Source organism: Streptomyces sp. NBC_00461 (assembly GCF_036013935.1).
Lineage (GTDB): Bacteria > Actinomycetota > Actinomycetes > Streptomycetales > Streptomycetaceae > Streptomyces.
In genome coordinates, this window is record NZ_CP107902.1 from 2865196 (window position 1) to 2882565 (window position 17370).

Consider the following 17370-nt stretch of genomic DNA (forward strand, 5'->3'; position numbering starts at 1 on the left):
GAAGTGCCGGCCTCGCTCAGAGGAGGTCCAGCTGCTTGGCGAGATATCGGCTCCGGCATTCGGCGCGCTTGATCTTGGCGCTGCTGGTGTAGGGCAGTGAACCGGCCGCCAGCAGCACCACCTCGTCCACGCGCACTCCCTGCGCGGACGCGACGGCAGCGGCGACCGCCGTCTCGATCTCGGCGGCGTCCACGGGCCGGCGCACCGAGTCCTGCACGGTCTGCGCCCCCCGCACCACCTGGTGCCGGCGCTGCACCTCCGTCAGCACGACCAGCCGCTCCCGGCTGCCGTCGTCGACCGAGAAGGCACAGCACCGGTCCTCGCGCAACGCCGGATGGGCTCCGTGCAGCGCGGCCTCGATGTCGTGCGGGTAGTAGTTGAGCCCGTTGAGGATGATCGCGTCCTTGCGCCGGCCGGTGACGAACACCTGGCCGTCGTGGACGAATCCGAGGTCGCCGGTGGCCAGGAAGCGGAGCCCGGGTGCTTCGGCCAGTTCGATGCCGAACGTCTCGGCGGTCTGCCGCGGCGCGTTCCAGTAACCCTCGCTGACGCTGGGTCCGGCGATGTAGATCTCGCCGACCTCGTCCGCGGCGCACACGCGGCGGGTCAGCGGAGCGACGATGCGCAGGCACAGGGTGTCCTGGATCTGCCCGCACCCCACCAGCGCCTGGACGCCGGCGACACCGCGGCGGCCGGCGACCGGGACCACCCGGCCCGCGGCCAGTCGCTCGGCGTCGAAAGTGGCGATGACCGGGTCGCGCAGTGCGGGACCGCCGCTGACCATCACCGTCGACTCGGCCAGCCCGTAGCAGGGGAAGAACGCGGAGCTGCGGAACCCGGCGGCGGCGAACTTGGCGCTGAACGCCTCCAGCGTCTCCGGCCGCACCGGCTCGGCGCCCACGCCCGCCAACTCCCAGCCGGAAAGGTCGAGTTCGGCGACCTGCTCCTCGGGCACCCGGCGCACGGCAAGCTCGTAGGCGAAGTTCGGCGCGACACTCACCGCCCTGCCGCGGTCCGAGACGGCGCGCAACCAGCTGACGGGACGCTGCACGAAGGCCATCGGCGACATGTGCACGGCCTCGTAGTCGCGGTACAGCGGCGACAGAACTCCGTTGACCAGACCCATGTCGTGGAAGAAGGGGAGGAACAGCACGTTGGGCGGGGGGCGTTCACCGGCGCGCAGCTCGCCTCGATAGGCGTTGGCCCGGATGAGTTCCAGGTTGTTCAGCACGTTGCGATGGGTGAGGGTCACGCCCTTGGGCACACCCGTCGACCCGGACGAGTACTGCAGATACGCGACCGAGCCCGGCTCGATCTCCGGAGGGCTCCACTTTTCCGCCAGTTCCCGTGCGTCCTCGCCGAGAACCGTGTCCGAGGCGAGGCAGACCACGTCGGCCAGCGACGCGACGGCCCGGCCCCCGTCCAGCCGCGTGAGCGCGGACTGCGTGGTCAGGAGCACCCTGGGCTCGGCGCTGCCGCAGACCGCGTCCACCTTGTCGGTCTTCGGTCCGGTGCGGCCGATCTCAACGGGCGGTATCGGTACGGCGATCAGGCCGGCGTACAGGCAGCCGAAGAATCCGACGATGAACTCGAGGCCGGGCGGATACGCCAGCAGAACCCGGTCGCCGGGATCGGCATGCCGCAACAGCAGCACCGCCAGTGCCCTGGCGCCGCGGTCCACCGCCTCGGCGGTCAGCGACGCGCCGACGGTGCGCCCGTCGGGAAGATAGGTGAAGTACACGCGCTCGGGATCCTCGGCGGCTCTCGACGCGCACATGTCGACCAGGGTCGGCCATCGCCCGGATTCCAATGGCATGCTGCTGCGCTCCTTTGACACCAGATGTGTGCTCAGCCTCCTGGTGTTCGCGGCGCCCTCACAACCGCCTCCCGGCGGCCCCGATCTCCTCCTTTGGTAGGGGGGAATCCCGCCCGATCGCCGGTGCCGACGCGCACCGTCACGTCGTTACCGTCGCGGCGTGACGAGGAGCGAAGAACAGCAGGTCGTGATCACCGGTCTCGGCATGACCACTCCCCTCGGCGGCGATGTGCCCGGCACCTGGCGGGCGCTGCTGGCCGGCGAGAGCGGCGCCGCACGGCTGACCGAGCCGTGGGCCCAGGAGCTGGCCGCGCCGATTGCGGCCAGGGTGAAGGTGGAACCCGCCGAGGTCCTGGAACGGGTCAAGGTCCGCAGGCTGGACCGCAGTCAACAGCTCGCCCTGATCGCCGCGCGCGAGGCGTGGGCCGATGCCGGGTCTCCGGAGGTCGATCCGTACCGTCTCGCCGTCGTCATGGGCACCGGAATCGGCGGACCGCTGACCGTGCTCGGCCATGACGCGGTGATCAGCAGCCGCGGACCGCAGTCGGTCAGCCCGTTCTCCGTGCCGATGCAGATGGCCAGCGGCGCGGCGGCGACGATCGGTATCGAGCTGACCGCACGGGCCGGTGTCCACACCCCGGTGAGCGCCTGCGCCTCGGGTGCCGAGGCGATCGCCACCGGTCTCGCGCTGATCAGATCCGGCCGCGCCGACGCGGTGCTCGCCGGCGGGTCCGACGCCTTCATCCACCGGCTCGGCCTGACCGCCTTCGATCAGATGCGGGCCCTGTCCCGGCGGATCGACGATCCGGAGGGCGCGTTGCGCCCGTTCGACTCCGACCGGGACGGCTTCGTTCTCGCCGAGGGTGCCGGTGCCATGCTGCTGGAGACGGAGGAGCACGCCCGGGCGCGTGGCGCGCGGGTGCACGCCCGGCTTGCCGGTGCCGGACTGACCTCGGACGGGCGGGACATGACCGCGCCGGACCCGGCCGGTCAGATCAGGGCACTGCGCGGCGCCATGGAACAGGCGCGGCTGCGCGCCGCCGACGTGGTGCACGTCAACGCGCACGCCACCGGCACCTCGGCCGGCGACATCGCCGAGGCGAGCGCCCTCGTGGACGGAGTCGGCGGCCACGTCCTGGTCAGCGCGACCAAGGCGGGCACCGGGCACATGATCGGCGGCTCCGGCGCCGTCGAGGCCGTCTTCACCGCGCTGTCGGTCCGCGACGACGTGCTCCCGCCGACCCGCAACCTGCACCGTCAGGACCCGCAGATCAAGCTCGACGTGGTCACCACGGCGCTGCACACCCGGGTCGACGCCGCGCTGTCCAATTCGTTCGGGTTCGGCGGTCACAACGTCGTGCTCGCCTTCGTCAAACCGTGAATCGGCGAACAACGAAAAGGGAAGCACCCGTGACACAACTCGATTTGCTCGCCGAGCTGGAGCCGGTGGTCGAGAAGAACCTCAACCGCCATCTGGCAACGGCCAAGGAGTGGTTCCCCCACGAGTACGTGCCCTGGTCCGAGGGGCGTGACTTCGACACCGAGCCGTGGGAGCCGGGCCAGTCGCGCCTGACGCCCGAGGCGCAGGCGGCGTTGGAGATCAATCTGCTCACCGAGGACAACCTGCCCTCCTACCACCACATCATCGCCGAGCGGTTCGGCCTGGACGGACCGTGGGGCACCTGGGTGCACCGGTGGACCGCGGAGGAAGGCAGGCACGGACAGGCGCTGCGCGACTACCTGCTGGTGACCCGGGGCGTCGATCCGATCGGCCTGGAGCGCACCCGGATGGCCGCGGTCGGGATCGGCTATCCGGGCCGCGGAGACGATCCGCTCAGCTCCGTCGTCTACGTCACCTTCCAGGAGCTGGCCACCCGCGTCGCGCACCGCAACGCCGGCCGCGCCTGCGGCGATCCGATCGCGGACCGGCTGCTGGCGAGGATCGCCGTCGACGAGAACCTGCACATGGTGTTCTACCGCACCCTGGTGGAGACCGCGCTGGACCTCGACCCGTCGGCGACGGTCATCGCCGTGGAACGGATCCTGCGCGAGTTCGCCATGCCAGGACGCGGCATTCCCGGCTTCGCCCGGCGCAGCCTGACCGTGGCCAGATCAGGGATTTTCAATCTGCGGACCCACCACGACGAGGTCGCCGCGCCGTTGCTGCGTTACCTGAAGGTCCTGGACACCGGCGGTCTCGACGCGCAGGCCGGCGCCGCACAGGAGCGGCTCGGTGAGTTCATGGCCGATTTGGACCGGGCGGCCGCCCGGCAGAGCGAACAGATCGAGGCGGCGAACGCGAGAGACCGTGCCGCCCGCCCCACCACAAGGAGGACATCATGACCATACCCGCCGAGCAGGCCAAGCCCCTGACCAGGGAGGAAGCCACGACGAAGGTCACGGAGATCTTCGAGCTGATCGCCGCGATCCCGGCGACCGACCTCACTCCGGACCGAGGACTCGTCGATGACCTGGGAATCGACTCGCTGACGATGATGGAAATCGCCGTCACGATCCAGGACGAGCTGCAGGTCTCCGTCTCCGACGACAAGATCAAGGACCTGCGCACGGTCGGCGACATCATCGATCTGGTCGCCACGGCGACGTGACGCGCCTCCTTTCCCCGCCGCGCCCTCCCGGCCGCTCCCGGCGCCTCGTGCAGCCGGCGGCCGGGAGGGCCGCGTCGCTCGTCGGCCCGGCCGCGGTGGCCGGCATGGCCTATGTGGATCCGGGCAACTTCGCGGCGAGCGCCGCCGCCGGGGCCGGGGTCGGATACGCGCTGATGTGGGCGGCGCTCACCGCGAGCGTCGCCGCGGCGTTCGTGCAGTACCTCGCGGCCAAACTCGGCGCCGTCAGCGGCGCGGGTCTGTCCCAGCTCTGCCGGGAGCGGCTACGGCCGGCCGCGGTGTGGCCGCTGTGGCTGCAGGCCGAGTTGGTGTGCGCCGCCACCGACCTGGCCGAGGTCGCCGGTACGGCCACCGCCCTGAACATGCTCACCGGCATGCCGCTGCTCGCCGGCGGGCTGCTCGCCGGTGCGGTCGGTTTCCTGATCATGGCTGCGACGCCGGGTGGCCGGCGCGGGGTGGAACGGGTGATGGCCACGGCGCTGACGACGGTGTTCGTCTGCTTCGCCGCCGTCGTCACCGTCGTACGTCCGTCGGTCCACGGGGCCGCGGCCGGACTCGCTCCGCAGCTGCCCGCCGGCGACGGCGCCGCCTTGATGGCCGGCCTGGTCGGCGCGACGATCATGCCTCATGTGATCTATCTGCACTCGGCGTTGGCCGCGCGGACGCCCCGCGTCGACGTCGACGCGGGGGTCAGGGCGCACCGGCTGAACGTGACGACCGCGATGACCGTCGCCGGCATCGTCAACCTCTCGATGCTCGCCATCTTCGCCGGCGTCCTGCACGGACGCGCCGACGCCTCGGTGACGATGGAGCAGACGCATCACATCCTGTCGGCGCAGAGCCCCACGGCCGCGCTGATCCTGGCCCTGGCGCTGCTCGTGGCCGGACTCGCCTCGACCGGAGTCGGCGTCTACGCGGGCCAGGAGGTGATGCGCGGCTTCCTGCGCCGTTCGCCTCCCGCGACGGTACGCCGTCTGGTGACACTCGTCCCGGCGCTGATTCTGCTGAGCGCAGGGGTCAGCCCCACCCGGGCGCTGGTGTTGTCTCAGATCGTGCTCTCGTTCGGAGTCCCGTTCGGCCTGGCACCGTTGATCTGGCTCTCACGCCGCGAGGACGTGATGGGCGAACGCCGGGCCGGCGTCTGGACGACGGCGGTGGCGACGGCACTGTCCTGCGCCTTGGTCACGTTGAACGTGTGGACCGTCGTGGAAGCCGTATGACGTTCCGGGCCGCCGTGTCCGCGCACCAGCCCGATGCGATAGGCGAGCAGTGCCGCGTGCACCCGGCTGGGCAGGCTCAGCTTGGACAGGATGTTGGACACGTGCGACTTCACCGTGGCGGTCGTCAGATGCAGATCACGTGCGATCTGCTGGTTGGAGCCGCCGTTGCCGATGGCGGTCAGGACGTCACGCTCCCGCTCCGTGAGCACGCTGACGGTGTAACTGAAGGCGTCCTCGGGCGGCAGGAAGATCTCGAAGCGGTCGATGAGCCGGCGCGTCAGCGCCGGCCCGATCACCGCATGCCCGCGGGCGATCGACCGGACCGCGTGGACCAGCTCGGGCGCCGACATGTCCTTGAGCAGGACTCCGCTGATCCCGGCGCGCAACGCCCTGAACAACTCCGCGTCGTCGGCCGTGTCGGTCAGCAACGCGATCCTGGTCCGCTCCGCGCGGACCGAGGTCTGCAGCCGGTCCAGGAAGGCCTGGCCGCTGCCGGCGTCCATGCGGGTGTCGACGAGTATGACGTCCGGCTCGTGCCGACGGGCCAGCAGATGCGTCTGCGGGGACCGGTCCGCCGCGACCACGACGTCGATGCCGTCCTGCGCCTGCAGCACGTGCTTGAACCCCTCGCGGACGATCGCGTGATCGTCGACGAGCATCACGGCAAGGCTCACCTCAGGCGACCTTCTGGGGCAGTTCGCCGGCGAGTATCCCCTGGAACAGCCTGCTGAGCCCCGGCCCCGGATACACGCCGAGCTCCTCCTGCAGGATGCGGCGCATCTTGTCGTACTCAAGCAGGGCCTCCGACTGGCGGTTCGCCCCGTAGAGGGCGGTCATGAGCGAAGCCCGGAAGCCTTCGTGCAGGGGATGGCAGGACACCAGCGAGCGCAGCTCCGGCAGGAGTTCGACGGCGCGGCCCAGTTCGACCTCGGCCTCGATGCGCCGTTCCAGCACCGCCAGCCGCGTCTCCTCCAGGGCGGCGGCCTCGGCGCTGATCAGCGGGTCGGCGCCCCCTGCGAGCGCGGGTCCTCGCCACAGCGCCAGCGCGTCACGGTAGGCCGCGGCGGCTGCCGCGTGGTGGCCCTCGTCCCGTGCGGCGTCGCCCCGACGGCGCTGCCTGTCGAACTCCACGATGTCGATCCACGCTCCGTCGGTGTGCAGCAGGTACCCCGGAGCCCGGCGCACCACGCGTACATGCCCGTCCAGATAGGAACGCAGTCGCGAGGCGTATGTGTAGAGCTGGGCGTCCAGCGTGGACGGCGGATTCGTTCCCCACAGATGTTCGGCCAGCCGGACATCATGAACGATGCGTCCCTGACCGAGCAGCAATGAAGCCAAGAATGTTCGTTGTTTGGTCCCGTCAAGTCGTATTTCTTCGCCGGAATGCCAGGCTTCTATCGGCCCAAGAATGCGCAATTCCATGAACGTCCCCCTTACCTCTGACCACTCCGTTCGTTCATTAATGCCGCGCACGGGCGCGCCGCGAATTCGAGAATTCCGCGGCGCGCCTTTGGCGGGCTACGTGGTGCAGTCCCAGCCCGGATCGTCCGGCGTTACAGATATGCACAACGAGATGCCCACGGCACCTGAATTTCCGGCTGTAGCGTGCTGAACAGCAGCTGACGCTTGATCAGAGGGTCCCGCGTGATGCGCACCCAGCGACACCGCCAAGCTCAGGCACAATGCGCCGAGCGCGGTCATGGCGATATTCCAGTTCTTCATCGAGCTCCCCGTGTTGACTCAATCCCCTAAACCCGGTCATACAGCTGTTAGGGGCCTGACTCCTCCGCAAGGATCTCAGGATGGCCGCGCCGCAGGCTACAGACGACCCTCTGCGAGGTTGCGCACTGCTCACTTCGGCAGCAGTGAAACGCCCCTTTGGGAGACGCAGGGTGACGAGAGCTCCACAGCAGGTTGCCCTATAACCGTGATCGACGCCAGGTCGAGGCGACATCGAGATCAATCACGGCAGAGGAGGCTACGGATGCCGGTACGAGAAGTCCCCGTCGGCGAGCAAGGCCGACGGGGACTTCAGGAACATCAGGAACCTTGGGGACTTCGGGGACTTCAGGAACCTTGGGGACTTCAGGGGCTTCAGGGACGTCATGGGCTTCGGGAACATCAGATCGGCCGCGTGTGCCGCATGTGCCGCACGTGCCGTCGAGCCGGACCTGGGTCCGACACGGCCGCCTCGCCCGGCAGTTGTCAATTGACGGCAGCCAGCGATGCGGTCTGCGTGACGGCCGCCGGCTTGGCCGTCATGGCCCTGCCGACCAGCGTCGCCGTGCGCGAGAGGGTCATCGTCACCGCCATGAAGATGAGGGCATCGGTCAGCGCGTGGGAGCTGATGTGGTGGTTCACGAGCCAGCGGCCGAGCTGCTGGTCGAAGATGTGGTTCGCCCCGTACACGAAGAAGAGACGGGCGCCGATCGCCGCGACCCACAGAGCTGCGTAGCCCATACCCGCGCGGGAGACCGCACGTCCGGTCGCCGGGTCGCGGTGCACCTTCATCAGGGCGCCCGCCGAAAGCCCGAACAGGATGCCCACCACGGCGCCGGCCACCTCCAGAGCGAGTCCGGAACCGCTGGACGAGGGGTTCTTGATGTACACGGGAATGATCACAGCCGACAGCAGCAGCGGCCTGGCGATCCGGAACCAGGTGATTTTGCGGCGACCCAGATCGGCCTCAAGCACCGCGATCAGCACCGCGAGGTTGACGATCCAAACGCTGGCGCCCATGAGCATCTCCTTGTGTCACTCCGGTGGTTCCGACATCCTCAAGGCTAGGAATCGCGTGCCGTCGACGCCTCAGCCTGCGGATTGAAGCCAGGTGGACGCCGGGTGGAACCGTCGGCCTCCACCCGGTCTCCACCCGTGCGTCGTTCCGCACACCCCTGCGTCGTTCCGCACACACGCACCGCGTGTGCCGCGGGCGCCGATGAACCCAAGAACCCGGAACTTCCGCAGGTTTCCAGCCACTTGGGCACTACCGCCGAAAGTTCCGGCGCAGCGTACCGACTTTCACAGTGGTGGAAAGATCTCTGGAAAGCTCTCTGGAAAGAGCGCAGCGTCTCGAAGGAGCTTGAATGCCCGCTTCAGCCCCACGATCCGCGTGGTTCGCCTGGCCCTTGCGGGCCGCGCGCGCCCTCGGCCTCGTTCTGGTCATAGCGGAGAGCCTCACCGGGCATCCGGCTCCCGCCGCCGAGGGCCGTGGACTCGCCATCGCGCTGGCGTTGTCGGTCGCCGCGCTGTGCTGGGCGTTGTGCGTCTTCGCCGAGTTGCTCGACCGACGCGTCCTGACGCTGGCGCTCGGCGGTCTGGCGGCGGGCGGCGGCCTGCTCGCCTCACTGCAACACCACGGTGTCAGCCTGGTGTTCGGCTGCCTGGCCGGGTTCATGGCCGGCTACCTGCTGGAGCTGACCGCCGCTCTGGGTGTCACGGCGCTCGCCTGCCTGGGCGCGGCGTGCGGACAACTCGCTGTGGGCGGCAACACGGCCAAACTCGCCGTCAGTCTGTTGCTGTACTGCTGGTTCTTCTTCGCCGGGCGGGTCCGCGACGACTACTCCGCACGCGCGCGACAGGCCGAGCAGCTACTTGAGCAGAGCGCGAGGTTGTCCATAGAGGAGGCAAGGGTGGCCGCGTTGGCCGAACGTGCGCGGATCGCCCGGGAGATCCACGATGTACTCGCGCATTCGATGGCTTCGCTGTCAGTGCAGTTGCAGGCCGCCTCGGCGCTGCTCAACAGTGACGGTCTGCCGAAGCATCCGGATCTCGCGACGGCGTCCACCTGCGTCAGACGGGCCGGCAGTCTTGCGCGTGAAGGTCTGATCGAGACCAGGCGCGCCATCCACGCCTTGCGCGAGGACCATGAGGACGACGCCGAGCAACTACCGGCGCTGCTGGCCACGTTGGCCGAGGACTATCAGGACGCCGACGGCTCGGCCGCGACCCTGGCGGTCACGGGCGACGTCAAGGCGTTGCCCGCGCAAGCCGGGCTGGCGCTGTTGCGTACGGCTCAGGAGGCATTGACCAACGTCCGTAAGCACGCGCCGGACGCGCCGGTGTCGATCACCCTGGACTATCAGGAGACGGAGACGAGACTCACGGTGACCAATCCGGCATCCGACGCGGCGGCACCGCTGGCCGACACCGGCGCGGGCTACGGTCTGACCGGGTTGCGCGAGCGCGCCGAGCTGGCCGGAGGGCAGCTCAGCGCGGGCCCGCTGGACGGCGGCTGGCAGCTTACGGCGAGGATTCCGTCATGAGTGTGCAGAACGGTATGCAGAGCGCACAGGCGCCGATCCGGATCGTGATCGCCGACGATCAGACCGCTGTCCGCGAGGGTTTGGGTCTGCTGCTCGGCCTGCTGCCCGACATCGATGTGGTGGCCCAGGTCGGCGACGGCGACGCGGCGATCGAAGCGGTCGCCCGGCACGCACCGCAGGTGGTGTTGATGGACCTGCACATGCCGCGCCGCGACGGAATCGAGGCGACCAAAGCGATCCGCGCCGACCATCCGAATGTACAGGTGGTCATCTTGACCACCTACGACGATGACGCGTCGATCCTGCACGCCCTGCAGGCCGGGGCGTTGGGCTTCTTGACCAAGGACGCCACACAGGCCGAGATCGGCCGCGCCCTGGCGGCCGCTGCCGCGGGCCAGGCCATCCTCGACCCGACCGTACAGACCCGCCTGCTGGCCGCGGCCGCCGGCGGCCCCCTGCTGTCGCAGGACCCGGGCGGCCTGACCGCACGCGAGACCGACGTGCTGCGGCTGATCGCGCAGGGACAGACCAACCGGGAGATCGCACACACCCTGTTCGTCACGGAAGCCACCGTGAAAACGCACATCAACCGCATCTTCGCCAAGACCGGAAGCCGGGACAGAGCCGCCGCGGTCCACTACGCGTACGCCCGAGGCATCGCGGAGCGGCCCTCGTCGGGATAACTGGTCCCCGTCGAAATGACTGGCCCACATCGGGATGACCCCGGTCAGGCCGTAGGCGTAACCGTGCAGCGCCCGTCTTCAGCGGCCTCGGCGACTCCGGTTCAGCCGTCGTACTGAAAGCGTGCCGGCTCGCCGAGGACCGACCGAGCGTTCTCGAAATCGGCCAAGCGGGCCGCCACGGTGGCCACGGCGAGGCTTTCCGGGAGGGCGGCGGAGAACTTCAGGCCGCGTACGGCCCGGCGGTCCACGTCAGGCAGGACGAGGTTCTCGCCGACGTTGTCACGGGCCGCATGCCAGTCGGCCGGGGTGAGGTTCTCGCGCAGGCGCAGCCAGCTGTCAGTGGGCCGCTGCAGCGGATCGGTCACCGACTGCAGGGTGGCTGCCAGGGTGGCATTGGCGCGATAACCAGCCCACGTCCACCAGCGCACGTCGCTGCCGACGCGCGCCACCAGGGTGCCGCCCGGATGCACGGTGTCCGGTGCGTCCACCTCACCCTGCTCCGCCAGGCACGCCTCCGCACGCCGGGTAAGGGAGACGGGCGGATCCGTGCCCAGCAGAACCTCGCGCATGGCACGCGTCAGGGCGTATGACAGTCCGGCGACTCCGCCGTTCATCCACTTGGCGATGCCGCCGCCGTCAGCCGGCTCGACGAAAACGCGCTTACGTAGCCAGTCGATGTACGTGACCTGCCAACTGCGTCCGCCGAGCAGCAACCGTCTGGGGCCGGGGCGTTCCTCGGTGAGCACGCTCGGGTCGGTGCGGCCGATCTCTGTGCGTCCGGACAGGACCGTGAACTGCGGCGGTGCGGTGAAGGAGGCGGTGAGTTCGATGAAGTGCCGCTTGCCGAAGCGGTGTTCCGCCTCGGGACCGACGAACAGCATGCCGCCGTCGCTGTCGAGGAAACCCTCCTCCCTGAGGAAGCGCAGGATGGGAGCAGCCGACTTGTCGAAGGGGGCGAGGCCGTTCCACTGCCGGTCCCACAACTGATCGCCGAGCTTGTGCTGTTGCAGGGTGACGGCGAGCAGTTGCTGGGCCACCAGGTGGCGCGGCTCGGGCGGGGGGACGACCGGTTCCACCCAGCCGCGCGACCACATCAACAGCAAGCCCGCCGCCTGGAGCAGCGTTTCCTTGCGAGTGGTCAGGAAAAGACAGTTGCGCACCGTGCCCGACCGCCGCCCCGTGCGTCCGATGCGTTGCAGGAATGAAGCGACGGAGGCCGGCGAGTCGATCTGGATGACGCGGTCCAGGTCACCGACGTCAATGCCGAGCTCGAGGGTTGACGTGGAGACAATGACGCAGTCGCGTGCCTCGGCGAATGCCTGCTCTGAACGGGTCCGCTCGTCGACCGAGAGGGAGGCGTGAGACAGGAAGACGGTCACCTCGCGCGCACGAAGCGCGGCGCCCAGCTCCTCGACTTGGCGGCGTGAATCGCAGAAGACGAGCCGCTTCTCTCCCCTGTGCAATGCCGCGATGAGTTTGGCTGCGTTGTCCAGGGAGCCGACGTAGTCGAGTTCCACTTCGCCCGCCGGCCTGTGAAAGGGTTCCGCGACCACCTTGTCGCCGTGTCCGCCGCTGCCATCGGCGGCCGGCGGTTGCACCCCAGGAGCGACGACCTGACCGGTGCGGCGGCCGGCGCCTGCGCCTTGCAGCCAGTGCAGCAACTCGGCGGGGTTGCCGACAGTCGCCGAGAGCCCGACGCGCTGGATGGGCCGTCCGGTGACCCGCTCCAACCGTTCGAGCACGGCCAGCAGGTGCCATCCCCGGTCGTCCCCTGCGAACGCGTGCACTTCGTCGACGACGACGGCCCGCACGCTCCCCAACAGACGGGCGTGGTCGGTCTTGACGCCGATCAGCATCGCTTCGAGCGACTCGGGTGTGGTCAGCAGGACGTCCGGCGCCTCGCGCCGGATGCGCTGCCGTTGCGATTCCTTGGTGTCGCCGTGCCAGAGCGCGGCGCGTCGCCCAAGCCACTGGGCGTACGCATCGACACGGCCGGCCAGGTTGTTGAGGAGTGCCTTGAGCGGGCACAGGTACAGCACGGATGTTCCGGTCCACTTCTGCTCGGTCATCGCCGACAGCAGGGGGAAGCAGGCCGCCTCGGTCTTGCCGCCGGCCGTCGGAGCCAGCAGTACGGCGTCCTGTCCCTCCATGAGCGGGGTGATCGCCGCGCGCTGCAGGGGCCGCAGGTCGGGCCAGCCGAGGGTGTTGACGATGTGATGCAGGACCACGGGGTCGAGCCGGTCGAGTACGTCGGCGCGCTCGTCACTCGGGTCTTTCCCCGCCGGGTCCCCGTCTGCCATCACAGCTCCAGGTCGATGTCGTCGGCCGATGCGGAGTTTCCGGAGACGGCGGCGGCCAGGTTCCGTTCGACGTCGGTGAGTTCGCTGCTGGCGACGGTGAGCCGGTAGTGCTGCCGGGGGTCGAAGTCGTCGAACTGGTCCACACGGTCGAGCACATCCCCGACGAGTTTCTTCAGGAACAGCCGGGGAGCCACCCCGACCTTGCCTCCCAGCGCTCCGCCGACGGCCAGCGCCAGGTCCGCGACGTACGCGTCGTCGACGACCTTCCGCACGCGCTCCGGTGCTTCCGCGGCATCGGCGTACAGGTCGCGGATGGTGACGCCGAGTCCGACCAGGGACTCCTGGTTGAAGCCGGGCAGCCTGATCTGCACGGCGCGAGGGTTGTCGAAGCGGGGGTCGGTGGTGAAGTCGGTGGCCAGCCGCTGAGCCAGCGGGGCCAGGCGCTGCACGCCCTGCTGACCGTCATAGAAGGCCGGGGTGCCCGTGATGACCAGGTAGAGCCCGGGGAAGCGGCCTGAGTGCACTTCGTCGATCAGCTGCCGCAGCGCGTTGAGTGCCTTGTCCCGGGCGTCCGACCGGACCCGCTGCAGCGTCTCCACCTCATCGAGGACGACGAACAGCCCGGTGTGCCCGGAGTCGCGCAGCACGGTGAGGAGCCCCTGCAGGAACCCGAGAGCGCCGAAGTGGTCGAGGTCGCCACGCACCCCCGCGGTCCGGCGCGCGGAGGCCGCGACATGCGGCTGGCCGCCGAGCCACGCCAGGACGGCCGCAGCGGTCGCCTCGTCGCCGTCCGCGAGGGCGGCCCGGTAGCCGCGCAGAGCGGTGGCGAAGGACGGGGCGTGCCGGGAGACCTCGGCGAGCCGCGCGGCAAGCAGCTTCTCCACCTCGCCCGGAAGTTCGTCCTCGGTCGCGCCGGCCGCGAGGGCGTCCTCCTCCAGGGCGTAGAACCAGGCGTCGGCCACGGGCCGCAGCGCGCTGGGTGGGAAACTGGAGGTGGTGAGCCGTTCGGTGAGCCGCCTGTAGACCGTTTCCAGCCGGTGCAGCGGGGTCTCGTTCTCCGAGACCTGGATCTCGGCGACGGCGAAGTTACGGCGCTTGGCCCGTTCCCCCAGCCAACGAGTGAAGAACGTCTTTCCGGACCCGTACTCGCCCCGCACGGCCTTGAACACGGAGCCGCCGGACGCCACGGCGTCCAGCTCTGCGTCCAGGGCCGCCTCGAACCGGTCAAGTCCGGTGGCCAGTAGGTCGAGCCCGCTGTCGGGCACAGCACCGCGCCGCAGGGCGTCGATGACGATACGGCGACGGGCGGCGCTCACCTGCGTGGGGCGCTGGGATCCGGTGGTGCTCACAAGCACCAGTCTTCCATTTCTACGGGCACCACCGTATGGGGACCGGAAGCCGGTCGGCCCACGGTCCCTGAGGGCACTGCGACGAGCCGCCTACTTCGTTGAATCGGTTGACGGTCACCTGAAGACGCTGCTGGAATCACTCTCCGTACATATGCCTGGGTGGGGAGTGGAACGAACGTGGCGGCACTGGACAATGTGAAGCTGAAGGACGTACTCGCGGACGTGGCATCGGGCTCCTTACAGTTGCCCGACTTTCAGCGGAACTGGAAGTGGGACGACGACCGGATCCGCGCGATCATCGCGACAGTGACGCTGGATTACCCGCTCGGTGTGGTGATGACGCTCCAGACCGGCGGTGCCACCCGGTTCCGCTCCCGGACGCTCACCGGGGCACGCCCGGACGGGGATCCGGCCGCGGACCTCCTCCTGTTGGACGGGCAGCAGCGTCTCACCTCCCTCTTCCAGGCCCTGTGGCTGGACGCCCCGGTGGAGACCGCGGATGCCCGTAACAAGCCCATCGAGCGGTGGTACTACGTCGACATCGCGAAGGCGGTCGGCCCGCCCGCGGACCGCGACGAGGCCATCCTGTCCGTCCCGGCAGACAAGGTGCTACGTACCGACTTCAACCGCACGGTGGTGCTGGATCTGAGCACCACGGAGAATGAGTGCGCGGCCGGTGTCTTCCCCCTGCATCTCGTCTTCGACGCCCAGCGCGTGAACCAGTGGATGATGTCGTACGTCAAGGCGGACGAGGACCGGAACTGGGACCTGTGGGGGCAGTTCGACGATTTGGTCCTCCAGCAGGTTCGCGCCTTCCAGGTCCCGATGATCCGGCTGGCCGCCTCCACCTCCATGGATGCCGTCTGTGCGGTGTTCGAGCGGGTCAACACGGGGGGTGTGCCGCTGAACGTCTTCGAACTGCTCACCGCCACCTATGCCGGGGACCGCGAGTACGTGGACGGGACCGGGGACTACTACCAACTCCCTGAAGTGTGGCGGGAGATCAAGCAAGGGCTGGCGGCCAAGTACCCGGTCTTCGGCCGTCTGGACAGCAGCATCGAGAACGGACTGAGCAGTATCGACTTCCTGCAGGCCATCGCCCTGGTGCGCACGTGGGAGCGGAAGCAGGCCGGCATCGGGTCGACGGTGTCGTGCAAGCGCCGGGATCTGCTGGACCTCCCGCTGGCCGATTTCGTCCGCTTGGCGCCGAAGCTCGCCGAGGCCTTCGCCTGGGTGGGCGACTTCCTGGAACGGCAGTGCATCGTCCGCCCGAGCGACCTGCCGTACAAGACGCAACTCGTCCCGCTCGCAGCCGTCCGTGCCATCCTCGACACGGCGCTGGACAGCCTGGGAGCGGAGGAAAAGACCGAACAGTGGTACTGGTGCGGCGTCCTCGGCGAGATGTACGGAGGCTCCACCGAGACTCGCTTCACCCGTGACGTCGAACAGCTCGTCCCCTGGATCGCGCAGGAGGACCGGGCGCCCGACACCGTCACGGATGCGTTCTTCTTCGCCGACCGCCTCGACAGCCTCACCACCCGCAACAGTGCCGCCTACAAGGGCATCTACGCCCTGCTGATCAAGCAGGGCGCAGTGGACTGGCACTACACGGACAGCCCTCTCAACCCCGGCAGGCTCGACGAGTACAGCGTGGACGTCCGGCAGGTCTTCCCCAAGACCTGGTTCCGGCGGGGCAACAGCGAGGGCCTGCCCACGAACTCCATCGTGAACAAGACCCCCCTGTCCTACCGCGCGGCGATGGACATGACCGGGGCGCCGGCGTCCTACGTGTCCACCATGGTCGCCGCCTCCGACATGCGCCCCGAGTGGTTCGACGATGTCCTCGCCACCCACCTCATCGATCCGGAAGCACTCCGCGACAACGACTACGAACGGTTCTACAACGACCGTTCCAAGCAGCTGCAGGATCTCGTGCACGCCGCCATGGGCAAGAGGACCATGCTCCGTGACCTCGCGGAGGGCGACGCCCGATGACGACCCCACCGAGCGGGCAGGACCTCGCCGCGCTCAAGGGCAGGACCGTGCCCGTGCAGGACATCCTCGACCTGTTCCAGGTCAGGGTCCGCGACCACCGGACGGTGCACCGTATCTCGCATGCCCTCACGGACGCCGGGCTGACGACACTGCCGGACTTCGCCGTCTGCGGCCTGCGCAGCAACGTCGACGTGGTGCCGCTCGCGTCCATTCCGGCGCAGGCCGCCTCCGCCGACACGGAGGAGGACGAGACGGAGGAGGCACTGCCTTCGGCCGCCCTTCCACAGCGGCTTCTGCTCGGGGACATTCCATCGGCGCGACGCGGACTGGTGTCCGTCGGTCCCGGTACACCCCTCGCGCAAACGACGTTCCTGATGCGCACGAAGGGCGTCGCGCAGGTCCCGGTGACCACCGGCATGGCGCAGATCCACGGAGTGGTCACCTGGGGCTCTGTCGCCAAGATGTACGAGGCGGGCAAGCAGCCGACGCTGGACAACGCGATGGAGAAGGACTCGCTTCCGGTCGCCGACACCCGCCAGGAGTTCTTCTCCGCCCTGCCGGTCATCCGCGAACACGGCTACCTCCTGGTCCGTGGCGACGACGGCTGCCTCTCGGGCATTGTCACCGCCGCGGACGTCACGGACCGCTTCGAGGGCGCGGCACGGCCCTTTTTCATCGTTGGCGAGATCGAGTCCCTGCTGCGCCGCTGCCTGGGCGCGGCGCTGGACGAGGAGACCATCAAGGCCGTCCAGACGAACAAGAAGCCCGAGCACCGCACCGGCCAAGTATCCGACCTCATGTTCGGTGACTATCTGAGGCTCCTGGACGGCGACCAGACGAAGACATCGCTGGCCGAAGCGGCCGACGCCAACTGGGAAGCCCTCAAGTGGCCCAACATGCCCAGGGAACAGTTCATCGGCCGACTGAAGCGAGTGAAGGACATCCGCAACCGGATCGCACACTTCGACGAGAAGCCGCTTCCGCAGGAGCTGATCGACGAGCTGACGACCTTCGCGAAGGTGCTGCGGGCGTTCGTGGCCTGAAGCAGCGCAGCGGCAGACGAAGGCAACGCCGGCTGCTTCCTCTCGGGAACAGTGAGTCGCGTTCGGGGTGCC

General features: G+C 69.0%; 13 protein-coding genes and 1 pseudogene. 8 read left to right on the forward strand and 6 right to left on the reverse strand.

Annotation, left to right across the window (positions count from 1 at the left end; translation table 11 throughout):
* Positions 1 to 16: 16 nt before the first annotated feature.
* The gene (locus OG870_RS13555) at positions 17 to 1816 is read right to left on the reverse strand and encodes a fatty acyl-AMP ligase (protein ID WP_266585122.1); all 1800 of its coding nucleotides are present in this window, start codon (positions 1814 to 1816) and stop codon (positions 17 to 19) included.
* Positions 1817 to 1976: 160 nt separating this feature from the next.
* On the opposite strand from OG870_RS13555, the gene OG870_RS13560 reads away from it, so the two are divergent.
* Genes OG870_RS13560 through OG870_RS13575 form a run of 4 tightly spaced genes read left to right on the forward strand, consistent with a single transcriptional unit; the run spans position 1977 to position 5663 of the window.
* Positions 1977 to 3197 (forward strand): beta-ketoacyl-[acyl-carrier-protein] synthase family protein, encoded by a 1221-nt coding sequence (locus tag OG870_RS13560; protein WP_266513302.1) that lies wholly within the window; start codon positions 1977 to 1979, stop codon positions 3195 to 3197.
* A 29-nt stretch (positions 3198 to 3226) separates the two neighbouring features.
* On the forward strand, positions 3227 to 4159 hold the full coding sequence (locus OG870_RS13565; protein ID WP_266513304.1) for an acyl-ACP desaturase: 933 nt from the start codon (positions 3227 to 3229) through the stop codon (positions 4157 to 4159).
* A complete protein-coding gene (locus OG870_RS13570) occupies positions 4156 to 4425 on the forward strand; it encodes an acyl carrier protein (protein WP_266513305.1) in 270 nt (89 codons plus the stop codon). Before OG870_RS13565 ends, OG870_RS13570 begins: the two co-directional genes overlap by 4 nt.
* Complete coding sequence (locus OG870_RS13575; RefSeq protein ID WP_266585120.1) at positions 4422 to 5663, forward strand: Nramp family divalent metal transporter; 1242 nt, start codon at positions 4422 to 4424, stop codon at positions 5661 to 5663. The genes OG870_RS13570 and OG870_RS13575 overlap by 4 nt, the downstream gene beginning before the upstream one ends.
* Before the next feature lie 53 nt (positions 5664 to 5716).
* Here OG870_RS13575 and OG870_RS13580 read toward each other — a convergent pair.
* The 3 genes and pseudogenes from OG870_RS13580 to OG870_RS13590 all read right to left on the reverse strand — a co-directional run.
* A pseudogene (locus tag OG870_RS13580) lies at positions 5717 to 6322 on the reverse strand (response regulator); the annotation flags it as partial.
* Between the two features lie 16 nt (positions 6323 to 6338).
* Entirely contained in the window at positions 6339 to 7001 is a 663-nt protein-coding gene (locus tag OG870_RS13585) for an AfsR/SARP family transcriptional regulator (RefSeq protein ID WP_266513311.1), read from the reverse strand.
* Between the two features lie 867 nt (positions 7002 to 7868).
* Complete coding sequence (locus tag OG870_RS13590) at positions 7869 to 8408, reverse strand: hypothetical protein (protein ID WP_327690898.1); 540 nt, start codon at positions 8406 to 8408, stop codon at positions 7869 to 7871.
* A 341-nt stretch (positions 8409 to 8749) separates the two neighbouring features.
* Between OG870_RS13590 and OG870_RS13595 the strand changes: the two genes are divergently transcribed.
* Both OG870_RS13595 and OG870_RS13600 read left to right on the forward strand, forming a co-directional pair.
* A complete protein-coding gene (locus OG870_RS13595; RefSeq protein ID WP_266513318.1) occupies positions 8750 to 9928 on the forward strand; it encodes a sensor histidine kinase in 1179 nt (392 codons plus the stop codon).
* Positions 9925 to 10611, forward strand: coding sequence for a response regulator transcription factor (locus OG870_RS13600; protein ID WP_266585114.1), 687 nt, complete (start codon positions 9925 to 9927; stop codon positions 10609 to 10611). Before OG870_RS13595 ends, OG870_RS13600 begins: the two co-directional genes overlap by 4 nt.
* A 101-nt stretch (positions 10612 to 10712) precedes the next feature.
* On the opposite strand, the gene OG870_RS13605 is transcribed toward OG870_RS13600, so the two are convergent.
* Positions 10713 to 12911 carry a DEAD/DEAH box helicase gene (locus tag OG870_RS13605; RefSeq protein WP_327690899.1) on the reverse strand — a complete coding sequence of 733 codons (2199 nt, stop codon included), beginning with the start codon at positions 12909 to 12911 and terminating at the stop codon, positions 10713 to 10715.
* Positions 12911 to 14260: a BREX system ATP-binding protein BrxD gene (gene brxD, locus OG870_RS13610; RefSeq protein WP_266923854.1), complete on the reverse strand. Its 1350-nt coding sequence runs from the start codon at positions 14258 to 14260 to the stop codon at positions 12911 to 12913. Before brxD ends, OG870_RS13605 begins: the two co-directional genes overlap by 1 nt.
* A 177-nt stretch (positions 14261 to 14437) precedes the next feature.
* Here brxD and OG870_RS13615 point away from each other — a divergent pair, with 177 nt between their 5' ends.
* Positions 14438 to 16255 (forward strand): GmrSD restriction endonuclease domain-containing protein, encoded by a 1818-nt coding sequence (locus OG870_RS13615; protein ID WP_266585108.1) that lies wholly within the window; start codon positions 14438 to 14440, stop codon positions 16253 to 16255.
* Positions 16252 to 17298 carry a CBS domain-containing protein gene (locus OG870_RS13620; protein ID WP_266585106.1) on the forward strand — a complete coding sequence of 349 codons (1047 nt, stop codon included), beginning with the start codon at positions 16252 to 16254 and terminating at the stop codon, positions 17296 to 17298. Before OG870_RS13615 ends, OG870_RS13620 begins: the two co-directional genes overlap by 4 nt.
* The last annotated feature ends 72 nt before the right edge of the window (positions 17299 to 17370 follow it).

Coding starts and splice junctions, on each gene's coding strand:
- OG870_RS13555 (WP_266585122.1), bottom strand. CDS start 1,816: ATGCCATTGGAATCCGGGCGATGGCCGACCCTGGTCGACATGTGCGCG.
- OG870_RS13570 (WP_266513305.1), top strand. CDS start 4,156: ATGACCATACCCGCCGAGCAGGCCAAGCCCCTGACCAGGGAGGAAGCC.
- OG870_RS13590 (WP_327690898.1), bottom strand. CDS start 8,408: ATGCTCATGGGCGCCAGCGTTTGGATCGTCAACCTCGCGGTGCTGATC.
- OG870_RS13595 (WP_266513318.1), top strand. CDS start 8,750: ATGCCCGCTTCAGCCCCACGATCCGCGTGGTTCGCCTGGCCCTTGCGG.
- OG870_RS13600 (WP_266585114.1), top strand. CDS start 9,925: ATGAGTGTGCAGAACGGTATGCAGAGCGCACAGGCGCCGATCCGGATC.
- OG870_RS13605 (WP_327690899.1), bottom strand. CDS start 12,911: ATGGCAGACGGGGACCCGGCGGGGAAAGACCCGAGTGACGAGCGCGCC.
- OG870_RS13620 (WP_266585106.1), top strand. CDS start 16,252: ATGACGACCCCACCGAGCGGGCAGGACCTCGCCGCGCTCAAGGGCAGG.